Below are 21,659 nucleotides of genomic sequence, written 5' to 3'. Positions count from 1 at the left end.
CCCGAGGGGGCAGGGCGTGGGCAGGGCGTGCGACCTAGAGCGGCAGTACCTGAGCCGCGTCAGCCGCCGGCACCGGCGTCGGCACCGCCGGCAACAACACTTCGGCCGACTCCACCCGCTGCCGTGGAAGCGCCGCCGGCACAGGCAGCAGCGGGCGCGGTCCCGACACCACCGTGTAGTCCTGCCCGAGGAACGGCGGCTCGATGAACCCCGGGTCCTCACCCAGCGCCAACCGCACGGCCGACCAGGGCGCGTTCACCCCGCAGAGTGACAGCTGGTGCAGGCCGCCGGCGGGACGCGTGTTGACGTCGAGCAGCACCGGGCGGTCGCCGAACATGCGGAACTGGATGTTGGACAGGTGGTGCAGACCGAAGCCCTCCGCGATCAGCCGGGCCGGCCCCAGCCACCGCTCGTCCAGGGTGAAGCCCCGGCGTCGCCCGTTCTTGGTGCGGCCCACCGCGAGCCGCACCCGGTTGTCCGGTCCGGTCAGGCAGTCGACGGACACCTCGGGCTGCTCCAGGCGGGGCATCACCAGCCAGTCCACCGGCTCCTCGGCCCGCTGCAGCGCCTCGACGACCGGGTCCAGCTGCACATACGGGCTGGGGAAGCCGGCGAGGCCGTCCAGCGAGAAGGGGGCGCGGGTGATCATCCGGAAGCCGACCCCGCCCGCGCCGACCGCCGGCTTGAAGCACGCCCGGTGCCCGGCCGCCTCCAACTCCAGTACCGCAGCGGTGAGTTCGTCTGCCGTCCGCACCCGCCACCAGGGCGGCACCGGGACGCCGACGGAGCGGACCGCCTCGTACGCGATGGCCTTGTCCTCGAACACGGCCACCGCCTCGGGTGTCGGCGCCAGCAGTGCCGTACCCGCCGCCGCGAACTCGGCTCGGTGCGCCACGATCGCCGCCTGGTGCAGCCGGGGCACGAAGACGTCGATGCCGCGCCGGGCGCACTGATCGAGGGCGTACTCGACATAGGCGGCCGGGGACAGGCCTTCCGGCTCCAGGTCGGCGGTGTCGGCGGCGGCCAGCACGGGGGAGTCGGGGTCCCCGTGCGTGGCGTGGATCTCCACCGCGCGGTCGCTGGGATTTCTCCGCAGCTGATCCATGAAGAACACGTTCTCCGCGTACGTGCGGTTGAGCCAGACGCGTACGCGAGAGAGCATGCAGGCCGCCTTTCGGGGGGTGTGCGGGCAGGGCTGAGCGGCCCGTGCCCGGGCAGAAGGGAGGAAGGGACACCAAACGGCCCTGTTCAAGGGGAAGTGAGAGGCGTTGGTGTTGGGGCGATCATACGGCTTTCAAGGGGCCCGGCGTGCAACGCGGATGTTACGGATTACCGGGGTCCTTCCCGACGGCGGGAGTCCCGCCCCGGTGAGCAGGACGACGAGGAAATCGCCGTAGGGTGTGCCCGCCCCGATGCCGTGCGTCAGGCGAGTGGCCCGCGCGGGCCACTCGCCGGTGCGGGACCAGGGCCTCTTGTCCGCCGTCCGGGAATGTGTTCTGGTGGTGTTCGCGAGCCTGATGATCGAAAGGGGTGCGGGGTGGAGCCGACGGCCGGGGCCGGACAGCTGCTGGCCATCAGCGACCTGCACATCAGTTATCCCGAGAACCGCGCCCTGGTGGAACGGATGCACCCCGGCAGCGACGACGACTGGCTGATCGTGGCCGGTGATGTCGCGGAGACCGTCGCCGACATCCGCTGGGCCCTCGCCACGCTCGCGGGCCGCTTCCGAAAGGTGCTGTGGGCGCCCGGGAACCACGAGCTGTGGACCCACCCGAGCGACCCCGTCACCCTGCGCGGCGTCGCCCGCTACGAGCATCTCGTCGAACTGTGCCGGGAATTGGGCGTGGTCACCCCCGAGGACCCCTACCCGGTGTGGCACGGCGCCGGTGGCCCGGTCGCCGTCGCCCCACTGTTCCTCCTGTACGACTACTCGTTCCTGCCGGCCGGCTGCGCCACCAAGGCCCAGGGTCTGGCCTACGCCGAGAGCACGGGCATCGTCTGCAACGACGAGTACCTGCTGCACCCCGACCCCTATCCGGCCCGTGAGGACTGGTGCCGGGCCCGGGTCGCCGAGACGGAGCGCAGACTCGCCGAGCTGCCCGCGGACCTGCCGACCGTGCTCGCCAATCACTACCCACTGGACCGGCATCCCACCGAGGTCCTGTGGCACCCCGAGTTCGCCATGTGGTGCGGCACCGAGCTGACCGCGGACTGGCACCGCCGCTTCCGCGTCGCCACGATGGTGTACGGCCATCTGCACATCCCGCGCACCACCTGGCACGACGGAGTCCGCTTCGAAGAGGTCTCCGTGGGATATCCCCGCGAATGGCGCAAGCGCCCCGGGCGCCCGGGAAAGCTGCGCCGCATCCTGCCGATGGAGGTGGACGCCGGTGATCGAGGAGCTGCTCCCGGAGTCGGTCGTGGCCGTGGAGGCACACCGTGACGACCCGCTGTGGGACGCCCCGCTGCACCCGGAGGAGGAGGTGTTCGTCGCGCGCGCGGTGGCCAAGCGCCGCCGCGAGTTCGCGGCGGTACGCGGCTGCGCCCGGCGCGCCATGGAGAAGCTCGGCGTGCCGGCGCAGGCCGTCGTCAGCGGTGAGCGGGGCGCCCCGCGCTGGCCGGCCGGCCTGGCGGGCAGCATGACCCACTGCGACGGCTACTGCGCCGCCGCACTGGTCCGCGCCACCGAGCTGGCCTCCCTGGGGATCGACGCCGAACCGCACGGGCCGCTCCCGGACGGCGTGGGCGACTCCGTCTTCCTGCCCGTCGAGGCCGACCGGCTGGCCCTGCTCGCCACGCAGCGGCCCGCGGTGCACTGGGACCGGATCCTGTTCAGCGCCAAGGAGTCAGTCTACAAGGCGTGGTACCCCCTCACCCGTGAATGGCTGGACTTCTCCGAGGCCGACATCACCCTCCGCCCGGCACCCGACGGCGCGCCGACCGGCACCCTGCGCGCCGAACTCCTCGTCCCCGGTCCCCTGGTCGGCGACCGCCGGCTGCGCTCCTTCGACGGCCGCTGGGCCGTGCGCGACGGGGTGGTGGCCACCACCGTCGTCGTGCCGCACTCCTGACGGTGACACCGACACCGCTGCCGCTGCGCGGCGCCCCGGCCGGTCAGGAGGACGGGCACCATTCGCGCAGCAGCTGGAAGAACTGCTCCTCGTTGCCCGCGAGTCCCGCCCGTGCGAGGGCCGATTCCGCCTCGGCGAGCACGGTGGGCGGGACGACGGCGGGCCGGTCGCCGTCCGGCGGCCCGTCGAAGGCGGCGCGCACCGTATGCAACAGCCGCAGGTAGGCCTGTACGGCGGTGCGCTCACGGTCGGTCAGTACGGCGGTCGGCATCGGTCGGCTCTCCCCGAGTAGGCGTCACGGTCACGCGCCCTGCGGCGCCGCGCGCCGCGTCGTACGGCGCACGCTTCCAGCTTGCCGCCCCCCACTGACAACGCCGTCCGGCTCCGCCTCGGTTCGCCCGCTCAGCGGAGCTGAAACCGCGCCGAAATGCCCTGGACGAAGGCCCGCCCGCCCGGGAAAAGGACGGCACGAGGCCACCCCACGCGGCGACCGGCCGACCGGCCGAACCGGCCGACCGGCCGAACCGGCCGACGCGTCGCGGCCGCACCTGGTGCCCACCACGCGGCTGCCCCGGCGGGCGGGCGCGAAGTCCACCCGCGCCCCACCTGATGCACGGCCGCCGGCGCGCCCGCACCCCCGTTGCGGCCGATCGCCGGCCGAGCGACGGCACGCACCCCGCCTCGACAGCGGCCCACACCCCGGCAGGACGCGGGAGGCGCGCCAGCTGACGTAGGGCGGATGCGGTGGCCCGGGTCCGCTCTGCCGACCGGGATATCACCAGACACGCCTTGATACGGCCGGCCACGCCGTCAGGCCGTACCCGGGCGTGCAGCGCCGAACACACCCCCCGCCGAGGGCACTTGCCGGCCGACAGCGGCCGAAGGCCTCGGCCTGCGGTGCCTCGGCGACGTCGAAGCGGGGAGGGGCCATGACGCGGTGCACCGGCCGCCCGCAGCGCACCCCGGGCGATGTGGCCGCCGTCGCCCGGCAGCCGCGCGGCGACACCGGCCCCGTCCCCGCGACGGCCGTGGTGGCCGGCCCGCATGTGTCAGCGTTCGTGGCCCACGATCGCCAACTGGTGGCCACAGGACGGGCGTTCCTTCCCGACGACGAGGTGCCGGTCGGCCAGATCCGGCCACAGCAGGGTCAGCCCGCCCAGCAGAGCGTCGCACAGCCGACGCCCCTCAGTGGCGATGCCCACGGTCACCCCGGCTCACGACTCGGGTCGTTTGACGCTCTCCAGAAGCATGTCGAGCCACTCCGCGACCTTGTCCCGGTGCTGGTCGGTGGGCAACTGGGCGGCCCGCCAGGCGATCCCGCGCACCCCGTGGTCCTGCAGCAGCCGCTCCAGCGGGTCCTCGGCGGCCTGGGCCGCGGCCCGCTCCCGGTCGGCGAGCTTCTGCAGCAGCTCCTGCTCAGTCCGCTGCAGCGTGCCCGCCAGCGCCTCGGGGTCCTCCGCGGTGAGGAAGCCGGCGTGCACCCGGAAGAAGCGCTGCAGCGCGTCGCAGTGCTCCATCGTGGGCCGCCGGTCGCCGTTGATGAGGGCGCCGGCCTGCTGCCGGGACATGCCCGCCCCGTCGGCGATCTCCTGCTGGGTGTACTTGCGGCCGTTGGGCTTCAGCCGGGTGCGGCGCAACAGGTCCAGGCGCTGCAGAAAGCGTGCCTGGACGTCCGGTTCGCCCGCCGGTCGCCCGCTGAGCAGGGCCTTGACCACCGGCTCGGGCACGCCACAGGCGACGGAGAGCCGCCCGACGTCGAAGACCTCGGTGTGCGGCACACCGAGCCGGTCGGCGAGCGCGGTGACGCGGGCGACGACGGCCGGCAGCTGGGCGGTCGCCGCGGCGCCCGGATCCTCGTAGCCATCCGTCACCGACAGAACTCCTACGTCTCTCGAGGGCCTCAGACGCGTGCGTGCTTCTCGCAAGCGGTCGCCGTGAACTTCCCGGAGAGTAGCGGGTGCTTCGAACTCACATCCAGGTCTCGCCACAACTGTGGCGAATTTCAGCCGTCAACCGGCATGAAATGCCACGATAGTTGACATCACTTGTCGCTGGGCAGCAGGATCGCATCGCCGCGTGAAGGCCGCAGAGGCAAGAGGGGTGACCTCCCGATGGCACATCAGGCAGGAGGGCAGCGGCCGGCACCGCGGCCCGTCCCCGAGACCTGCGAGACCCAGGCGTACCTCCAGGACTACGCCGCGCTGCTGGAGTCCCTGCCCTTCCCGTCCCTGGTCGTAGACCACCGCTGGAACGTGGTCATGGCCAACGGCGCGTTCGGGGCGCTCTTCCGTGGCGTGCGCCCCCATCCGACGGCCATGCCCGGCGACAACTTCCTCCGCTTCGTTCTCTTCCATCCCGACGCGGGTGACGTCCTCGGCGAGCACGAGCCGGGCTGGTGCCTGCCGATGCTGGCCCACCTGCGTACCGCCCTGGAGACGTGCGGTCACGATCACGAACTCCAGGCGGTCCGCCGGGACATCGCCCAGGACCCGCTGATGGAGGCCGCCTACCGGCAGGGTCTGCCGCACTGGATCCGGGCCGTCGGCGAGGCCGCGACGCGGCTCGACGGGGCCGTCCGGCTGCTGCTCCACCCCGACCCGCGCCGGGGTTCCGTCGAGTGCCGCATCGTCGAGGAGACCACGCAGACCCTGCGGGACCTCGGCCACCGGCGCCTGACGATGGTCCTGCGCGACCCCCGCCGGGCGGCCTCGCCGGTGCGCCGCCGACGCCGGCCCCGCGGCACGGCCACGCATCTGACGGTCGTCCCGGCAGCCGAGGACTGACCCGGCACCGCCGGTGTTCAGGTCACCGGCGGCGCCGGGTCGGAAGCACCGCACCCCCGCACCCTTCTCGCGGTCATCCGTGCACGCGGCCTACGCAAGCGACTTGCATGACTTGCGCTACGCTTGCGTTCATGACGCGACGACTTGCGGAAGTGGCGAAGAAGGTCGGGGTCAGCGAGGCCACGGTCAGCCGGGTGCTCAACGGCAAGCCCGGAGTCTCCGAAGTCACCCGGCAGGCGGTGCTGTCCGCCCTCGACGTCCTCGGCTACGAGCGCCCGACCCAGCTGCGCGGCGAACGCGCCCGGCTCGTCGGCCTGGTCCTGCCAGAGCTGCAGAACCCCATCTTCCCGGCGTTCGCCGAGGTCATCGGCGGCGCGCTCGCCCAGCTCGGACTGACCCCGGTGCTGTGCACGCAGACCAAGGGCGGCGTTTCGGAGGCGGACTACGTCGAGCTGCTGCTGCAACAGCAGGTCTCCGGCGTCGTCTTCGCCGGGGGCCTGTACGCCCAGGCCGACGCGCCGCACGACCACTACCGGCTGCTCGCCGACCGCAACATCCCCGTCGTACTGGTCAACGCGGCCATCGAGCACCTCGGTTTCCCGGGCGTGTCCTGCGACGACGCCGTCGCCGTGGAGCAGGCCTGGCGGCATCTGGCCTCCCTCGGTCACGAGCGCATCGGCCTGGTCCTCGGTCCCGGCGACCACGTGCCCTCGGCGCGTAAACTGGCCGCCGCGCGGGCGTTCGCCGGCGATCTGCCGGAGGAGTTCGTGGCCCGCGCCATCTTCTCCCTCGAGGGCGGTCACGCCGCCGCCTCCCGGCTCCTCGACCGCGGCGTCACCGGCATCATCTGCGCCAGCGACCCCCTCGCGCTCGGCGCCGTCCGGGCGGCCCGCCGCAAGGGCTACGACGTCCCCGGCCGGATCTCCGTCGTCGGCTACGACGACTCGGCCTTCATGAACTGCACCGAACCCCCGCTCACCACCGTCCGCCAGCCCATCGAGGCCATGGGCCGCGCGGCCGTCGAGCTGCTGAACGCGCAGATCGGCGGCACCGCCGTACCCGCGGAGGAGTTGCTGTTCGAGCCCGAGCTGGTGGTGCGCGGGTCCACCGCGCAGGCCCCGCGCGACTGACCTCCAGGAGTCCGGCGGATGCTTCCAGCTCACTGTCGAATAATTACAGAGTCTGTGCGATATCTTGCGGTGCGATGTCGACGGTGCTTGAGTGTGCGGCGCCCACCGCTCCTGCCATGAGGGGTCCACCGATGACAAGCACCGGGTTCCGCCGTACCTTCGTCGCGATCGGCGTCTGTTCCTCCCTCGCCCTCGCCGCCACCGCCTGCGGATCGGGCGACGACAGCTCGGCGAGCGGCAAGACCCGCATCACCGTCAACTGCGAGCCGCCCAGGAGCGCCAGGGTCGACCGGACGTTCTTCGACGCGGACATCGCCACCTTCGAGAAGCAGAACCCGGACATCGACGTCGTCGCGCACGACGCCTTCCCCTGCCAGGACCCGAAGACCTTCGACGCCAAGCTGGCCGGCGGCCAGATGGAGGACGTCTTCTACACGTACTTCACCGACGCCCGGCATGTCGTCGACATCCACCAGGCCGCCGATCTCACCCCGTACCTCAAGGAACTGAAGAGCTACGACACCATCCAGAAGCAGCTGCGGGACATCTACACCGTGGACGGCAAGGTCTACGGCATCCCGCGCACCGGCTACTCGATGGGCCTGATCTACAACCGCGAGGTCTTCCAGCGGGCCGGCCTCGACCCCGACAAGCCCCCGACGACCTGGGACGAGGTCCGCGCCGATGCCCGGAAGATCGCCGCACTCGGCGGCGGCACCGTCGGATACGCCGACTACAGCGCCCAGAACCAGGGCGGCTGGCACTTCACCGCCGAGCTGTACTCGCAGGGCGGTGACGTCGTCGGCGCCGACGGCAAGAAGGCCACGATCGACACCCCCGAGGGCCATGCCGTCCTGCGGAACCTCCACGACATGCGGTGGACCGACGACTCGATGGGCAGCAAGCAGCTCCTCGTCATCAACGACGCCCAGCAGATGATGGGTTCGGGCAAGCTCGGAATGTACCTCGCCGCCCCCGACAACATCCCGATCCTGGTCAAGGAGAAGGGCGCGAACTACGACGACATCGCCATCGCCCCCATGCCCGGCGGCAAGGGCACCCTCATCGGCGGCGACGGCTACATGTTCAACAAGCACGACACACCCGCCCAGATCCGGGCCGGTCTGAAGTGGCTGGACCACATGTTCCTCACCCCGGGCCAGGGCTTCCTCGGCGACTACGCCCGCGCCAAGAAGAACAACGCCCCCGTCGGCCTGCCCGAGCCGCGCCTGTTCACCGGCGCCGCCGACGCCGAGGACCAGCGGCTCAAGAAGGCCGACGCCAATGTCCCGGTGGAGAACTACCAGGCCTTCCTCGACGGCAACCAGCAGCTCCGGATGAAGATCGAGCCGCCGAACGCCCAGCAGATCTACTCCGTCCTCGACGGCACCGTCTCCGCCGTCCTCACCAAGAAGGACGCCGACATCGACCAGCTCCTCAAGGAGGCGTCCGGCAAGATCGACGGCATCCTGGCCCGGAGCTGACCGCCATGACGAAGACGGCCGAACGGCGGCCCCCGGCACCGGCAGCCGCCCACCCGGTCCCGGCGCCGCCCCCGGCAGGGGACCGGAGGCGGCGCCGCCTCATCGACCAGGCCCGCGCCTACGCCTTCCTCCTCGGCGGCCTCATCTGCTTCGCCCTGTTCTCCTGGTACCCGGCGATCCGCGCGGTCGTGATCGCCTTCCAGAAATACACGCCGGGCTCGCCGCCCGAGTGGGTCGGCACCGCCAACTTCACCCGCGTCCTGCACGACCCCGAATTCACCGCCGCCTGGCGCAACACCCTCACCTTCACCCTGCTCGCCCTGCTCATCGGCTTCGCCGTCCCCTTCGTACTCGCCCTCGTCCTCAACGAGTTGCGGCACGCCAAGGCCTTCTTCCGGGTCGTGGTCTACCTGCCCGTGATGATCCCGCCGGTGGTCAGCGCCCTGCTGTGGAAGTGGTTCTACGACCCCGGAGCCGGCCTCGCCAACGAGACGCTCCGCTTCCTGCACCTGCCGACCTCCAACTGGTCCAACGGCACCGACACCGCGCTCGTCTCCCTCGTCATCGTGGCGACGTGGGCCAACATGGGCGGCACCGTCCTGATCTACCTGGCCGCCCTGCAGTCCATCCCGGGCGAGCTGTACGAGGCCGCCGAACTGGACGGCGCGAACCTGCTCCAGCGCGTCCGGCACGTCACGATCCCGCAGACCCGGTTCGTGATCCTGATGCTGATGCTTCTTCAGATCATCGCCACCATGCAGGTGTTCACCGAACCCTTCGTCATCACCGGCGGCGGCCCGGAGAACGCCACGGTCACCGTCCTGTACCTGATCTACAAATACGCCTTCCTCTACAACGACTTCGGCGGCGCCTGCGCCCTCAGCGTGATGCTGCTGCTCCTGCTCGGCACCTTCTCCGCGCTCTATCTGCGGCTCACCCGATCCGAGGGGGACGCTTGAGCGGCACCCGCACCCTCATCTCACCGGCCACCCTCGCCCGCCCGCGCGGGAAGGCCGCCTACTGGGCGGTGTTCACCGCCGTCGTGATCCTCTTCGCGCTGGCCTTCCTCTTCCCGGTCTACTGGATGGTGACCGGAGCGCTGAAGTCGCCCGACGAAGTGGCCCGGACCCCGCCGGCCCTGCTGCCGGAGCACTGGCGGCTCAGCGGCTACACCGACGCCTGGGACCTGATGCAGCTCCCGCAGCACCTGGCGAACACGCTCGTCCAGGCGGCCGGCGCCTGGGCCTTCCAGCTGGTGTTCTGCACGGCCGCCGCCTACGCCCTGTCCAAGCTGCGACCGGCCTTCGGGAAGGTGGTCCTCGGCGGCATCCTCGCCACCCTCATGGTCCCGGCGCAGGCGCTCGTCGTGCCCAAGTACCTCACCGTCGCCGACCTGCCGTTCCTCCACACCAGCCTGCTCAACGACCCGCTCGCCATCTGGCTGCCGGCCGTCGCCAACGCCTTCAACCTGTATCTGCTCAAGCGGTTCTTCGACCAGCTGCCGCGCGATGTGCTGGAGGCCGCCGAGATCGACGGCGCCGGCAAGCTGCGCATCCTGTGGTCGGTCGTCCTGCCCATGTCCCGGCCGGTCCTCGGCGTGGTGTCCATCTTCGCGCTGGTCGCCGTCTGGCAGGACTTCCTGTGGCCGCTGATGGTCTTCTCCGACACCGGTGAACAGCCGATCAGTGTGGCTCTGGTCCAGCTGTCACAGAACATCCAGCTCACCGTGCTCGTCGCCGCGATGGTGATCGCCAGCATCCCGATGGTGGCGCTGTTCCTCCTCTTCGAGCGGCACATCATCGCCGGGATCAGCGCGGGCAGCACCAAGGGCTGAACCGCCCTGGAACCCCGAGACAGAAAGGCACGCACCGTGGGACAGCCCACCCCTGCCCGCTACTCCGATGCCCGCGACTCCGACTGGTGGCGCTCGGCCGTCATCTACCAGGTGTACGTCCGCAGCTTCGCGGACGGCGACGGCGACGGCACCGGCGACCTCGCGGGCGTCCGCGCACGGCTGCCGTACCTCGCCCGACTCGGCGTCGACGCCCTGTGGTTCACCCCCTGGTACCTGTCACCCCTGAAGGACGGCGGGTACGACGTCGCCGACTACCGGGCCATCGACCCGGCCTTCGGCACCCTGGCCGAGGCGGAGAAGCTCGTCGCCGAGGCGGGCGAGATGGGCATCCGGACCATCGTCGACATCGTGCCCAACCACGTCTCCGACCGGCACCCCTGGTTCCGGGCCGCGCTCGCCGCCGGACCCGGCAGCCCGGAGCGCGAGCTGTTCCACTTCCGGCCGGGGCGCGGCGCCGACGGTGAACTCCCGCCCAGCGACTGGCCGTCGCAGTTCGCCGGCTCCACCGAACCGGTATGGACACGGCTGCCCGACGGGGACTGGTACCTGCACCTGTTCACCCCCGAGCAGCCGGACCTCAACTGGGCGCACCCGGCGGTCCGCCAGGAGCACGAGGACGTCCTGCGGTTCTGGTTCGAGCGGGGCGTCGCCGGCGTCCGCATCGACTCGGCGGCCCTGCTCGCCAAGGACCCGGACCTGCCCGACCTCGCCTCGCGCCCGCAGCCGCACCCGTTCGTCGACCGCGACGAACTCCACGACATCTACCGCTCCTGGCGCACCGTCGCCGATGCCTACGACGGCGTGTTCGTCGGCGAGGTCTGGCTCCCCGATGCCGAGCGTTTCGCCCGCTACCTGCGCCCCGACGAACTCCACACCGCCTTCAACTTCTCCTTCCTCTCCTGCCCCTGGGACGCCGAGCGGCTGCGTGCCTCGATCGACACCACCCTCGCCGAGCACGCCCCCGTCGGGGCCCCGGCCACCTGGGTGCTGTGCAACCACGACGTCACCCGCACGGTCACCCGGTACGGCCGCGAGGACACCGCCTTCGACTTCGCCACCAAGGCCTTCGGCACCCCGACGGACCTGGCGCTCGGCACCCGCAGGGCCCGCGCCGCCGCCTTGCTGTCGCTGGCGCTGCCCGGCTCGGTGTACGTCTACCAGGGGGAGGAGCTGGGGTTGCCGGAGGCCGAGATCCCGGTCGACCGCGTACAGGACCCCATGTACTTCAGATCGCAGGGGGTCGACCCCGGCCGCGACGGCTGCCGGGTGCCGCTGCCGTGGGCTGCCGGTATGCCGTACGCAGGCTTCGGTTCGCGCGCGGAGCCGTGGCTGCCGCAGCCGGTCGACTGGCCGTCGTATGCGGTCGACCGCCAGCAGGACGATCCGCACTCCATGCTCTCCCTCTACCGCGAGGCCATCGCCACCCGCCCGGTGTTCGGCGACGGCCCCCTGACCTGGCTGCCCGCCCCCGAAGGCGTGCTCGCCTTCTCCCGCGCCCAGGGAGCACTGTGCGTGGTCAACCTCGCGGCCACGCCCGCCGACCTCCCCGCGCCCTCCCGACTCCTGCTGAGCAGCGGCCCGCTGGACGACGCGGGCCGGCTGCCGCAGGACACGGCGGCCTGGCTGCGCGCCTGAGCCGGCCGCGCACAGCTGTCCCCGCACCCCCACCACGAAGGGATCAGCACATGCCCAGCAGCACCGCCAGACATGTCAGGCGCATGCCGGCCATCGGGGCGGTCGTCGCCCTCGCCGCCGGCATGCTCGTCACCGTCGCCCCCGCCGCGCACGCGGCCCCGGGTGCCACGCTCCCCTTCACCTCCGTGGAGGCCGAGTCGGCGGCGACGAACGGCACGAAGATCGGCCCCGACCACACCCAGGGCACGCTCGCCTCGGAGGCCTCCGGCCGGCAGGCCGTGCGGCTGACGTCCGGGCAGCGCGTGGAGTTCACCGTGCCGCGTGCGGCCAATGCCGTGAACCTCGCCTACAACGTCCCGGACGGCCAGTCCGGGACGCTGAACGTGTACGTCAACGGCACCAGGCTCACCAGGACCCTCCCGGTGACCTCCAAGTACTCGTACGTCGACACCGGCTGGATCGCCGGCGCCAAGACGCACCACTTCTTCGACAACGCCCGGCTGCTGCTGGGGCAGAACGTCCAGGCCGGCGACAGAATCGCCGTCGAGTCGACCGGCGCCCAGGTGACCGTCGACGTCGCCGACTTCGAACAGGTCGCCGCGGCCGCCACCCAGCCCGCCGGCTCGGTGTCCGTCGTCTCCAAGGGTGCCGACCCCGGCGGCAACGGCGACTCCACCCAGGCCTTCCGGGACGCCATCGCCGCCGCCCAGGGCGGAACGGTCTGGATCCCGCCCGGTGACTACCGCATCACGTCCTCCCTGGGCGGCGTGCAGAACGTGACCCTCCAGGGCGCCGGCAGCTGGTACTCGGTCGTACACACGTCCCGCTTCATCGACCAGTCCAGCTCCTCCGGGAACGTCCACATCAAGGACTTCGCGGTCATGGGCGAGGTCACCGAGCGCGTCGACTCCAGCCCGGACAACTTCGTCAACGGTTCCCTCGGCCCGAACTCGTCGGTGTCCGGTATGTGGATCCAGCACCTGAAGGTCGGCCTGTGGCTGACGGGCAACAACGACAACCTGGTGGTGGAGAACAGCCGCATCCTCGACACCACGGCCGACGGCCTCAACCTCAACGGCTCGGCCAAGGGGGTCCGCGTCCGCAACAACTTCCTGCGCAACCAGGGCGACGACTCCCTCGCCATGTGGTCGCTGTACTCCCCGGACACCGACTCCAGCTTCGAGAACAACACGATCTCCCAGCCCAACCTCGCCAACGGCATCGCCGTCTACGGCGGCACGGACATCGCCGTGCGGAACAACCTGATCTCCGACACCAACGCCCTCGGCAGCGGTATCGCGATCTCCAACCAGAAGTTCCTCGACCCCTTCAGCCCCCTGTCCGGCACCATCACGGTCGACGGCAACACGCTCGTACGCACCGGCGCCACCAACCCCAACTGGAACCACCCGATGGGCGCGTTGCGCGTCGACTCCTACGACAGCGCGATCAACGCGACCGTGAACATCACCAACACGACGATCACCGACAGCCCGTACAGTGCCTTCGAGTTCGTCTCCGGCGGCGGCCAGGGGTATCCCGTCCGCAACGTCAACGTCACCGGCGCGACGGTGAAGAACACCGGCACGGTCGTGGTCCAGGCCGAGGCACAGGGCGCGGCCACCTTCAAGAACGTCACCGCCACGCAGGTCGGGGCGGCAGGCGTCTACAACTGCCCCTACCCGGCGAACTCCGGCTCCTTCACCCTCACCGACGGCGGCGGCAACTCCGGCTGGTCCAGCACCTGGACGGACTGCTCCGCCTGGCCCCAGCCCGGCCAGGGCAACCCCGACCCCGACCCCGGCCGGAACCTCGCCAAGGGCCGCCCGGCCACCGCGACCGGATCCCAGGACGTCTACACCCCCGGCAAGGCGGTCGACGGTGACGCCAACTCCTACTGGGAGTCGGCCAACAACGCCTTCCCGCAGTCCTGGACGGCCGACCTCGGCTCCTCCTACGCCGTACGCCGCCTGGTGCTGAAGCTGCCCCCGTCCTCGGCCTGGGGCGCCCGCACCCAGACCCTCACCGTGCTCGGCAGCACCGACGGCTCGAACTACGCCACCGTCCTCGGCTCCCAGGGCTACCGCTTCGACCCCGCCACCGGCAACACGGCCACCGTCTCCCTGCCCGGCGGCACCAACCTGCGCTACCTCCGCCTGAGCGTCAGCGCCAACACGGGCTGGCCGGCCGGGCAGCTCAGTGAGGTGGAGGCCTATCTGACGTCCTGACCCGGTCCGCCTCACCGATCCATGAGCAGCCGGGCGCCCCGGCACCGCGCCACCCGCGGCACCATCGTGCCGCCCGCCGGGGCTCCTCCTCGACGAGGACCGAGCGCCGGTGACCGGGGCGCCCTGCGCCGGACCGAGAACCCATGCCCCCGGCCCCCATGCCCCTGCCCCGGGACAACACGAGGCTGCCCGTTCCTCCCTGGATCAGTGGTTGTGACGTGTCGTCAGCCGAAAGTCAGCGAAAACCGCAAACGTCGGCCATGCGCACGGGGCATCGGGGTACGGGTCTGTCACCCCGTCGCCGTCTCGCACCGATCCCGCCCGTACCGCCGAGTTTCACACAGGCGCCACCAGACCCTTCCCTGACGTTTGCTGCTCTTGGAACACTCGCTCCGCGCAGATTCCGTCATCTGGCGGCGTCGCGTACGTCAGGATGAGAGGATCCTCACTCATGCCAGAAGTCAATCGGCGGCGATTCCTTCAACTCGCGGGCGCCACTTCGGCGTTCACGGCGCTGTCCAGCAGCATTCAGCGCGCGGCCGCCCTGCCGGCCCGCCACCGCACGGGTTCGGTGGACGACGTCGAGCACATCGTCGTCCTGATGCAGGAGAACCGTTCCTTCGACCATTACTTCGGCTCGCTCAGCGGAGTCCGGGGCTTCGGCGACCCGCGTCCCGTCACGCAGAACGGCAAGTCCGTCTGGAAGCAGTCCGACGGCACCAAGGACATCCTGCCCTTCCACCCGGACGCCGACGACCTGGGCCTGGCCTTCATCCAGGACCTGCCGCACGGCTGGAACGACGGGCACACCGCCTTCAACGGCGGCAAGTACGACAAGTGGGTGCCCGCCAAGTCCTCGACGACGATGGCGTACCTGACCCGCAACGACATCCCGTTCCACTACGCGCTCGCCGACGCCTTCACCATCTGTGACGCCTACCACTGCTCCCTCATAGGCTCCACCGACCCCAACCGCTACTACATGTGGACGGGCTTCACCGGAAACGACGGCAAGGGAGGCGGCCCGGTCCTCGGCAACGAGGAGGCGGGCTACGGCTGGACGACGTACCCCGAGCGCCTGGAGCAGGCCGGGGTCTCCTGGAAGATCTACCAGGACGTCGGCGACGGCCTCGACGCGAACGGCTCCTGGGGCTGGATCAACGACGCCTACCGCGGCAACTACGGCGACAACTCCCTGCTCTACTTCAACCAGTACCGCAATGCCAAGCCCGGCGACCCGCTGTACGACAAGGCCCGCACCGGCACCGACGCGAAGAAGGGCGAGGGCTTCTTCGACCAGCTGAAGGCCGACGTGACGTCCGGGAAACTGCCGCAGGTTTCCTGGATCGTCGCGCCCGAGGCCTTCACCGAGCACCCCAACTGGCCCGCCAACTACGGCGCCTGGTACGTCTCGCAGGTCCTGGACGCGCTGACCTCCGACCCCGAGGTGTGGGGCCGGACCGCGCTGTTCATCACCTACGACGAGAACGACGGTTTCTTCGACCACGTCATCCCGCCCTTCCCGCCGGGCTCCGCCGCCCAGGGCAAGTCGACGGTGGACCCGTCGCTGGACCTGTTCAAGGGCGACGGCAGCCACACCGCCGGCCCCTACGGGCTCGGCCAGCGGGTGCCGATGCTGGTCGTCTCCCCCTGGAGCAAGGGCGGTTACGTCTGCTCCGAGACCCTCGACCACACCTCGATCATCCGGTTCATCGAGCGCCGCTTCGGTGTGCACGAGCCGAATGTCTCGCCCTGGCGGCGAGCCATCTGCGGCGATCTGACCAGCGCGTTCGACTTCTCCCGCAAGGACAGCGCGCCGGCGGCGCTGCCGTCGACGACCGGCTATCGGCCGCCGGACCGGGTCCGCCACCCCGACTACGTGCCCACCCCTCCGGCCAACCCCTCCCTGCCCAGGCAGGAGCGCGGCAGCCGGCCCACCCGCCCGCTGAAGTACGCCCCGGCGGTGGACGGTTCGGTGGACACCGCGGCCGGGAAGTTCACGCTCACCTTCGCCTCGGGGGCGCAGGCGGGCGCTGCCTTCCTCGTCACCTCGAACAACCGCACCGACGGCCCCTGGAGCTACACCACCGAGGCCGGGAAGGCCCTCTCCGACACCTGGAACTCGGCCTACTCCGGTGGCTCCTACGACCTCGCCGTGCACGGCCCGAACGGCTTCCTGCGCGTCTTCAAGGGCCGCAACAAGGCCGCGGGGCCCGAGGTCACCGCCCGGCACGCCGGCGACCGCCTGGAGCTGACCTTCACCAACAGGGGTTCCGGCACGGTGAGCTTGAAGGTGACGAGCGGCTACGGCGGCAGCCCCGTCGTGGTGAGTGTACGGTCCGGCGCCACCGTGAAGCAGACCGTCGACCTCACGGCGAGCAAGCGCTGGTACGACCTGACCGTCACCTCCGCGGCCGACCCGGCGTTCCTGCGCGGCTTCGCCGGTCACGTCGAGAACGGGCTGCCCGGCGTCAGCGACCCGGCGATCGTCACGGGGTGAACGGGCGATGAACACCGCTCCGTGCGGGCTGGTCAGGTACGGGTCACATCAGGGTAGTGTGCCCCGGTGACCACGCAATCGAACACGCCTGCAGGCTGGTACCCGGATCCGCACGGGGCGACTCAGACGCTCCGTTACTGGGACGGCACGCAGTGGACAGACCACACCAACCCGGCGCAGCAGCCTGCCGGGCAGGTCCCTCAGCAGCCCGCGCACATGCCGCAGCAGCAGCAGGGTCCCGACGCCAAGGTGCAGCGCCAGGTGCAGCAGCAGGCCGGCGTCGCGGCCGGCGGCCCCGGTGGCGGCACCCTCTTCACCGAGCCCGTCCTGGTCGTGAACCAGAAGGCCAAGCTGATCGAGCTGACCAACGAGTACAAGGTCATGGATCAGAGCGGCCGGGAGATCGGCTCGGTCATCCAGGTCGGGCAGGGCGTGCTGAAGAAGATCCTGCGCTTCGTCTCCAGCTGGGACCAGTTCCTCACGCACAAGCTGGAGATCCGCGACGCCTACGGCCAGCCGCAGCTGCTGCTGACCCGGCCCGCGAAGATCTTCAAGTCCCGGGTGATCGTGACCCGTCCGGACGGTTCGCCGGTCGGTGAGATCGTCCAGAAGAACATGATCGGGAAGATCAACTTCGCGATGAACGCGAACGGCCAGCAGGTCGGCGCGATCAAGGCGGAGAACTGGCGGGCCTGGAACTTCGCGATCGTCGACCACGCGGACAACGAGGTCGCCCGGATCACCAAGACCTGGGAGGGTCTCGCCAAGACCCTGTTCACGACCGCGGACAACTACGTCCTGCAGATCCACTACCAGCTGCCCGAGCCGCTCCTGAGCCTCGTGGTGGCGACGGCCCTGACCGTCGACACCGCACTCAAGCAGGACGCGCGCGGCTGGGGCTGAGCGGGCCGGGCCGAGCGGCATGGCCACGGCGGCCGGTGCGGGTGGAGACCTCCGCGCACCGGCCGCCGCCGTATGCGATCACCGGGCGGTGAGCTGCCCCGGCTGCTCCGGCTGCCGTGGCACCAGCGCCGGTTCCGCCGCCGCCGTCCCCGGCTCCAACGCGAGCACCGCCGCGACCGGGTGCTCGTCGTGCCCGTGGTGCTCGCCGTGTCCGTGCTGCCCGCCGTGTCCGTGCTGCTCGATGTGCTCGGCGTGCTCCTCGGGCTGCCCGGTGGCACCGGGCCCGGGGGCCGCGCGGGTCAGCAGGATCACGCCCGAGGCGGCCAGACCCGCCCCGGCCAGGGCGAGCAGCAGGCCGGCTGCGCCGCCCTGCAGTCCCTGCCCCAGCAGGGTGAGACCGATCACCGCGGCGGCCACCGGGTTCGCCAGGGTGACCACGGCCAGTGGTCCGCCCAGGCCGTCGCGATAGGCCGTCTGCGACAACAGCAGCCCGCCCACGGCGAACGCGGCGACGAGCGCCGCGACCACGATCACCTCGGCGCCGAGCGCCGGGCCGGAGCGGTCCGTGGCCGCCACGGTCACCGTCTGGGTCAGCGCCGAGGCGACACCGGAGGCGAACCCGGCGGCCGTCGCATGCCGCAGGCCCGGCCGGGCGCCGGGGCGGGACAGCACACCGATCGCGGCGGCGGTCGTACCGGAGACCGCCAGCGCCTCGGTCACCGACAGCACCCGCGTGGGCGCCGGACCGGAGGCGGTGACCAGCAGTGCCGCGAGCCCGAGCAGCGTCAGCGCCGTACCGCGCCACTCCACCGCGCTGACCCGCCGCCCGGCCGCCCGCGCCCCGAGCGGCACGGCCGCGACCAGGGTGAGCGCGCCCAGCGGCTGGACGAGGGTCAGCGGACCGTACTTGAGGGCGACGACGTGCAGCAGGGCCGCGGCCGCGTTCAGGCCGACCGCCGACCACCAGGCACCGGTGCCCAGCAGCCGCAGCAGGCCGGCGCCGGTTTCGCGGGCGGCGAGGCGTTCCTGGGCGACGGCGGCCAGCGCGTAGGCGACGGCCGAGACCAGCGACAGGCTCAGCGCGGCCAGGGCGGCGGCGCTCATCGGCCCGCTCCCGCCAGGGCGGGGGTGCCGGGGGCGAGCCGCTCCGTGCCGCGCCCCGCCGTGGTGGCCGTCCGCCGGGGCGGAGGAACGACCGCGAGGGCGAGGCCGAGCATGGCCGTCGCGACGATCGAGTCGAGCCAGTAGTGGTTCGCCGTACCCACGATCACCAGCAGGGTGATCAGCGGGTGCGCCAGCCACAGCCAGCGCCACTGGGACCGGGTGGCCGCGATCAGGCCGACCGCCACCATCAGTGCCCAGCCGAAGTGCAGCGACGGCATCGCCGCGAACTGGTTGGACAGGTGGTCGCTGGACGGCGGACCGTACACGGACGGGCCGTAGACCCGGGCCGTGTCGACGAGGCCCGTCCCGGTCAGCATCCGGGGCGGAGCCAGCGGGAAGGTGAACGGCAGCACCAGGGCGGCCGTGGTGACCGCCGCCAGCACCCGGCGGGCCCACACGTAGTGCGCGGGCCGCCGGAGGTACATCCAGACCAGGAAGGCCAGCGTGGCCGGGAAGTGGACGGTCGCGTAGTAGGTGTTCGCCAGGTGGACCAGGGTGTCGCCGTGCAGCAATGCGGACTGCACGGAGATCTCGTCGGGGAGGTGCACCGCTCGTTCGAGGTGCCACACGTGGTGGGCGTTGCGGAAGGCGTCGCCGGTGTGGCCGGTGGCCAGCTGCCGGCCGAGCTTGTAGACGAGGAAGAGCCCCGCGACCAGCAGAAACTCACGTATCAGAGCCGGGCGCGCGGTTGCGTCCGGCTCCGCTTCTGCCTCTGCAGGCTCGGTTCGGGCAGTCATCCCCGGCCCCTTCGCTGACGGTGCTGACGGTGCTGACGGTGCTGACGGTGGTGCGTGTGTGATGCGGACGAGCCCGGGGCCGTACCCGGAACTCATCGATACGACAGCGTACCGATACGCCAGTGTACCGATACGCTCGGGTACCGGTACACTGACGTATCGATTGATGTGCGCCACACTGGAGACACGGCCTGGGGCCTGGCTCGAGCCCTGCTCCAGCGCGCCGCACAGCGAAGACCGGCCGCACCCGAGCGAGGGGAAGTACCGCATGACGTCGCAGGCCGCGGACGGACCGGAGACGGTCGCCGCCTCGCGCCGCTCCAAGCTCACGCCCGAGCGTGAGCGGGAGTTCTTCGACGCCGTGCTGGAACAGATCCGCGAGTGCGGCTACGAGTCCGTGACCATGGAGGGCGTCGCCGCCAGCACCCGGTGCAGCAAGTCCACGCTCTACCGGCAGTGGAAGACCAAGCCGCAGTTCGTCGCGGCCGCGCTGCGCGCCAACCGCCGGGTGCGCTTCGCCGGCATCGACACCGGATCGCTCGCCGAGGACCTGCGCCAGGCGGCACGGGCCGCGGGCGACTGGTCCGACAAGGACACCAAGCTGCTGCAGGCGCTGGGGCACGCGGTGACCGCGGACCGGGAGCTGGCCGAGGCGCTGCGCGAGGCGCTGGTGTACCCGGAGATCGCCGCGCTGCGGGAGATTCTCGACCGCGGTGTGGCCAGGCGCGAGGTCCGAGCGGGCCACCCCGCGCTGGAGTACATCCCCGCCATGATGTTCGGCGTCCTGCGCGTCCGGCCCGTGCTCAGCGGCCAGTACGCCGACGCCGACTACCTCGTCCGGTTCGTGGAGGCCGCTGTGCTGCCCGCGCTCGGACTGACCTAGGACCAGGCCGCCGTTCACGGGATGACTGAACGGTGACCTGCTCGCGCCGCACCGTGGGGACGGGGGCGGCGCGCACCCCCCGGCCGGGTGGGGCTCCCCTTGAGCGGAGGGACGCCCCACCCGGCCGATCTCGTGCCACGGAGGCCGTCGGACGTCTCCGGGAGGAAACCGTCAGACGTCCTGGCCGTTCCCGCCGCCGGACGAGACCTTGATCCCCTTGAGGATCTCGTCGACGACGGACACCTTCTGGCCGACGTCCACGCCGAAGCGGACCACCACGATCTGCTGGGCGTCGTTGGGGGAGGGGAAGGCGACCGACTCCACATAGCCGTCGGCGCCCTTGCTGGTGACCGCCTTCCAGCGCACCAGGTACCCCTTCTGCCCGGCCACCGTCACCGCCTTGGACGCCAGCACCTCGTGCGAGGTGATGCTGCCGTAGGTGGTCCCGCCGTACGACTGCTTGGCGTTGGCCGCGATGTCCGCCTTGGCGACCTTCTCGGCCGTGTCGCCGTTGATCCCCAGTGTTACCGCCGGGGCCGTGTAGGCGCCGCCCGCGGTGCATGTCTGGGTGCTGTTGCCCGGGCACTTGTAGGAGTTGTCGGAGGTCACCTGCGCGCCGACGCTGATCGTCTGACCGGTCCAGCCCTCGGGCACCGGCAGGCTGATGCCGTTGACCGGGTCCGGCACCGTGCCGCCGCCCTCGACCTTGGGCGCCTGGGACCGCTTCGGCGAGGGCGAGGCGCCGCCCGGGCCGCCCGAGCCACCCGGGCCACCGGACTCGCCCGGCCCACCGGACCCGCCCGGCCCACCGGAGCCACCCGAGCCGCCGGGCCCGCCCTCCCGCCCCTGCTGCGATCCGGCGCGGTTGCCGCTGCCGCCGCCGTCCTTGGCGAGGGCCCACACGCCGACTCCGATGCTCGCCAGGACCGCGACCGCCACCGCGACGGCTATCCCGGTGTGCAGCCGGCGCCGTGGCTGCCCGGCCACGGGCTGGTCGGGACAGGCCGGATACCCCGGATAGGAGCCGTAGCCGGCGGGAGCCGAGGGAGCCGGGCCGGCGGGCTGCGCCGGATAGCCCGGTTGCGGGCCGCCGGGCGCCGGCAGCTGCGTCGGGGGACCCCATGCGGCGGCCGTCCCGGCGGGGCGGGTCTGGTCCGTCCAGGCCTTGCCGTCCCACCAGCGCTCGGTGGGCGGACCGTCATTCGTCTGCCCGGGGTCGGGGTACCACCCGGGAGGAGTCACCTGCGTCATGTCCCCACCGTATGAGGCGACGGTGAAAGCGGGAT

19 protein-coding genes are annotated in these 21,659 nt (G+C 71.5%); 12 read left to right on the top strand and 7 right to left on the bottom strand.

The genetic code is table 11. The features are described from left to right. Positions 1 to 34: 34 nt before the first annotated feature. Positions 35 to 1,162, bottom strand: coding sequence for an ATP-grasp domain-containing protein (locus AC07C1_RS33610; RefSeq protein WP_478945269.1), 1,128 nt, complete (start codon positions 1,160 to 1,162; stop codon positions 35 to 37). Positions 1,163 to 1,537: 375 nt separating this feature from the next. Between AC07C1_RS33610 and AC07C1_RS33605 the strand changes: the two genes are divergently transcribed. Further along, positions 1,538 to 2,443: a metallophosphoesterase family protein gene (locus AC07C1_RS33605; protein ID WP_478945267.1), complete on the top strand. Its 906-nt coding sequence runs from the start codon at positions 1,538 to 1,540 to the stop codon at positions 2,441 to 2,443. Then, the gene (locus tag AC07C1_RS33600) at positions 2,391 to 3,071 is read left to right on the top strand and encodes a 4'-phosphopantetheinyl transferase family protein (protein ID WP_478945265.1); all 681 of its coding nucleotides are present in this window, start codon (positions 2,391 to 2,393) and stop codon (positions 3,069 to 3,071) included. The genes AC07C1_RS33605 and AC07C1_RS33600 overlap by 53 nt, the downstream gene beginning before the upstream one ends. Before the next feature lie 43 nt (positions 3,072 to 3,114). Here the strand turns inward: AC07C1_RS33600 and AC07C1_RS33595 are convergent, their stop codons facing one another. The 3 genes from AC07C1_RS33595 to AC07C1_RS33585 all read right to left on the bottom strand — a co-directional run bounded on the left by AC07C1_RS33595 (position 3,115) and on the right by AC07C1_RS33585 (position 4,942). Then, a complete protein-coding gene (locus AC07C1_RS33595) occupies positions 3,115 to 3,342 on the bottom strand; it encodes a hypothetical protein (protein WP_478945263.1) in 228 nt (75 codons plus the stop codon). 778 nt (positions 3,343 to 4,120) lie between these two features. Then, entirely contained in the window at positions 4,121 to 4,273 is a 153-nt protein-coding gene (locus AC07C1_RS33590; protein WP_478945261.1) for a hypothetical protein, read from the bottom strand. Positions 4,274 to 4,285: 12 nt separating this feature from the next. After that, on the bottom strand, positions 4,286 to 4,942 hold the full coding sequence (locus AC07C1_RS33585; RefSeq protein WP_478945259.1) for a helix-turn-helix domain-containing protein: 657 nt from the start codon (positions 4,940 to 4,942) through the stop codon (positions 4,286 to 4,288). A gap of 240 nt (positions 4,943 to 5,182) precedes the next feature. On the opposite strand from AC07C1_RS33585, the gene AC07C1_RS33580 reads away from it, so the two are divergent. The 9 genes from AC07C1_RS33580 (at position 5,183) to AC07C1_RS33540 (ending at position 17,589) form a co-directional block, all read left to right on the top strand. Then, positions 5,183 to 5,854: an MmyB family transcriptional regulator gene (locus AC07C1_RS33580; protein ID WP_478945257.1), complete on the top strand. Its 672-nt coding sequence runs from the start codon at positions 5,183 to 5,185 to the stop codon at positions 5,852 to 5,854. A 131-nt stretch (positions 5,855 to 5,985) separates the two neighbouring features. Then, positions 5,986 to 6,984 (top strand): LacI family DNA-binding transcriptional regulator, encoded by a 999-nt coding sequence (locus AC07C1_RS33575; protein ID WP_478945255.1) that lies wholly within the window; start codon positions 5,986 to 5,988, stop codon positions 6,982 to 6,984. Positions 6,985 to 7,115: 131 nt separating this feature from the next. Beyond that, positions 7,116 to 8,468 (top strand): ABC transporter substrate-binding protein, encoded by a 1,353-nt coding sequence (locus AC07C1_RS33570; protein ID WP_478945253.1) that lies wholly within the window; start codon positions 7,116 to 7,118, stop codon positions 8,466 to 8,468. Between the two features lie 5 nt (positions 8,469 to 8,473). Continuing rightward, complete coding sequence (locus tag AC07C1_RS33565) at positions 8,474 to 9,427, top strand: carbohydrate ABC transporter permease (RefSeq protein ID WP_478945251.1); 954 nt, start codon at positions 8,474 to 8,476, stop codon at positions 9,425 to 9,427. Next, positions 9,424 to 10,302 (top strand): carbohydrate ABC transporter permease, encoded by an 879-nt coding sequence (locus tag AC07C1_RS33560; protein ID WP_478945249.1) that lies wholly within the window; start codon positions 9,424 to 9,426, stop codon positions 10,300 to 10,302. The genes AC07C1_RS33565 and AC07C1_RS33560 overlap by 4 nt, the downstream gene beginning before the upstream one ends. 36 nt (positions 10,303 to 10,338) lie before the next feature. Beyond that, the gene (locus tag AC07C1_RS33555; protein WP_478945247.1) at positions 10,339 to 11,958 is read left to right on the top strand and encodes a glycoside hydrolase family 13 protein; all 1,620 of its coding nucleotides are present in this window, start codon (positions 10,339 to 10,341) and stop codon (positions 11,956 to 11,958) included. 50 nt (positions 11,959 to 12,008) lie between these two features. Next, entirely contained in the window at positions 12,009 to 14,186 is a 2,178-nt protein-coding gene (locus tag AC07C1_RS33550) for a discoidin domain-containing protein (protein WP_478945245.1), read from the top strand. Between the two features lie 451 nt (positions 14,187 to 14,637). Continuing rightward, positions 14,638 to 16,686: a phosphocholine-specific phospholipase C gene (locus tag AC07C1_RS33545; RefSeq protein WP_478945243.1), complete on the top strand. Its 2,049-nt coding sequence runs from the start codon at positions 14,638 to 14,640 to the stop codon at positions 16,684 to 16,686. Positions 16,687 to 16,752: 66 nt separating this feature from the next. Continuing rightward, positions 16,753 to 17,589 carry an LURP-one-related family protein gene (locus tag AC07C1_RS33540; RefSeq protein ID WP_478945241.1) on the top strand — a complete coding sequence of 279 codons (837 nt, stop codon included), beginning with the start codon at positions 16,753 to 16,755 and terminating at the stop codon, positions 17,587 to 17,589. 78 nt (positions 17,590 to 17,667) lie between these two features. Here the strand turns inward: AC07C1_RS33540 and AC07C1_RS33535 are convergent, their stop codons facing one another. Both AC07C1_RS33535 and AC07C1_RS33530 read right to left on the bottom strand, forming a co-directional pair. Further along, a complete protein-coding gene (locus AC07C1_RS33535) occupies positions 17,668 to 18,693 on the bottom strand; it encodes a hypothetical protein (protein ID WP_478945239.1) in 1,026 nt (341 codons plus the stop codon). After that, positions 18,690 to 19,490, bottom strand: a complete 801-nt coding sequence (locus tag AC07C1_RS33530) for a phosphatase PAP2 family protein (RefSeq protein ID WP_478945237.1) — start codon at positions 19,488 to 19,490, stop codon at positions 18,690 to 18,692. The genes AC07C1_RS33535 and AC07C1_RS33530 overlap by 4 nt, the downstream gene beginning before the upstream one ends. A gap of 268 nt (positions 19,491 to 19,758) precedes the next feature. Between AC07C1_RS33530 and AC07C1_RS33525 the strand changes: the two genes are divergently transcribed. Further along, the gene (locus tag AC07C1_RS33525; protein WP_478945235.1) at positions 19,759 to 20,373 is read left to right on the top strand and encodes a TetR/AcrR family transcriptional regulator; all 615 of its coding nucleotides are present in this window, start codon (positions 19,759 to 19,761) and stop codon (positions 20,371 to 20,373) included. A 171-nt stretch (positions 20,374 to 20,544) separates the two neighbouring features. Here the strand turns inward: AC07C1_RS33525 and AC07C1_RS33520 are convergent, their stop codons facing one another. Next, positions 20,545 to 21,624, bottom strand: a complete 1,080-nt coding sequence (locus AC07C1_RS33520; protein ID WP_478945233.1) for a DUF2510 domain-containing protein — start codon at positions 21,622 to 21,624, stop codon at positions 20,545 to 20,547. Between the last annotated feature and the right edge of the window lie 35 nt (positions 21,625 to 21,659).

The sequence above is a fragment of the Streptomyces sp. NPDC045022 genome, assembly GCF_056432605.1.
This window is presented reverse-complemented; position numbering and strand designations above follow the sequence as displayed.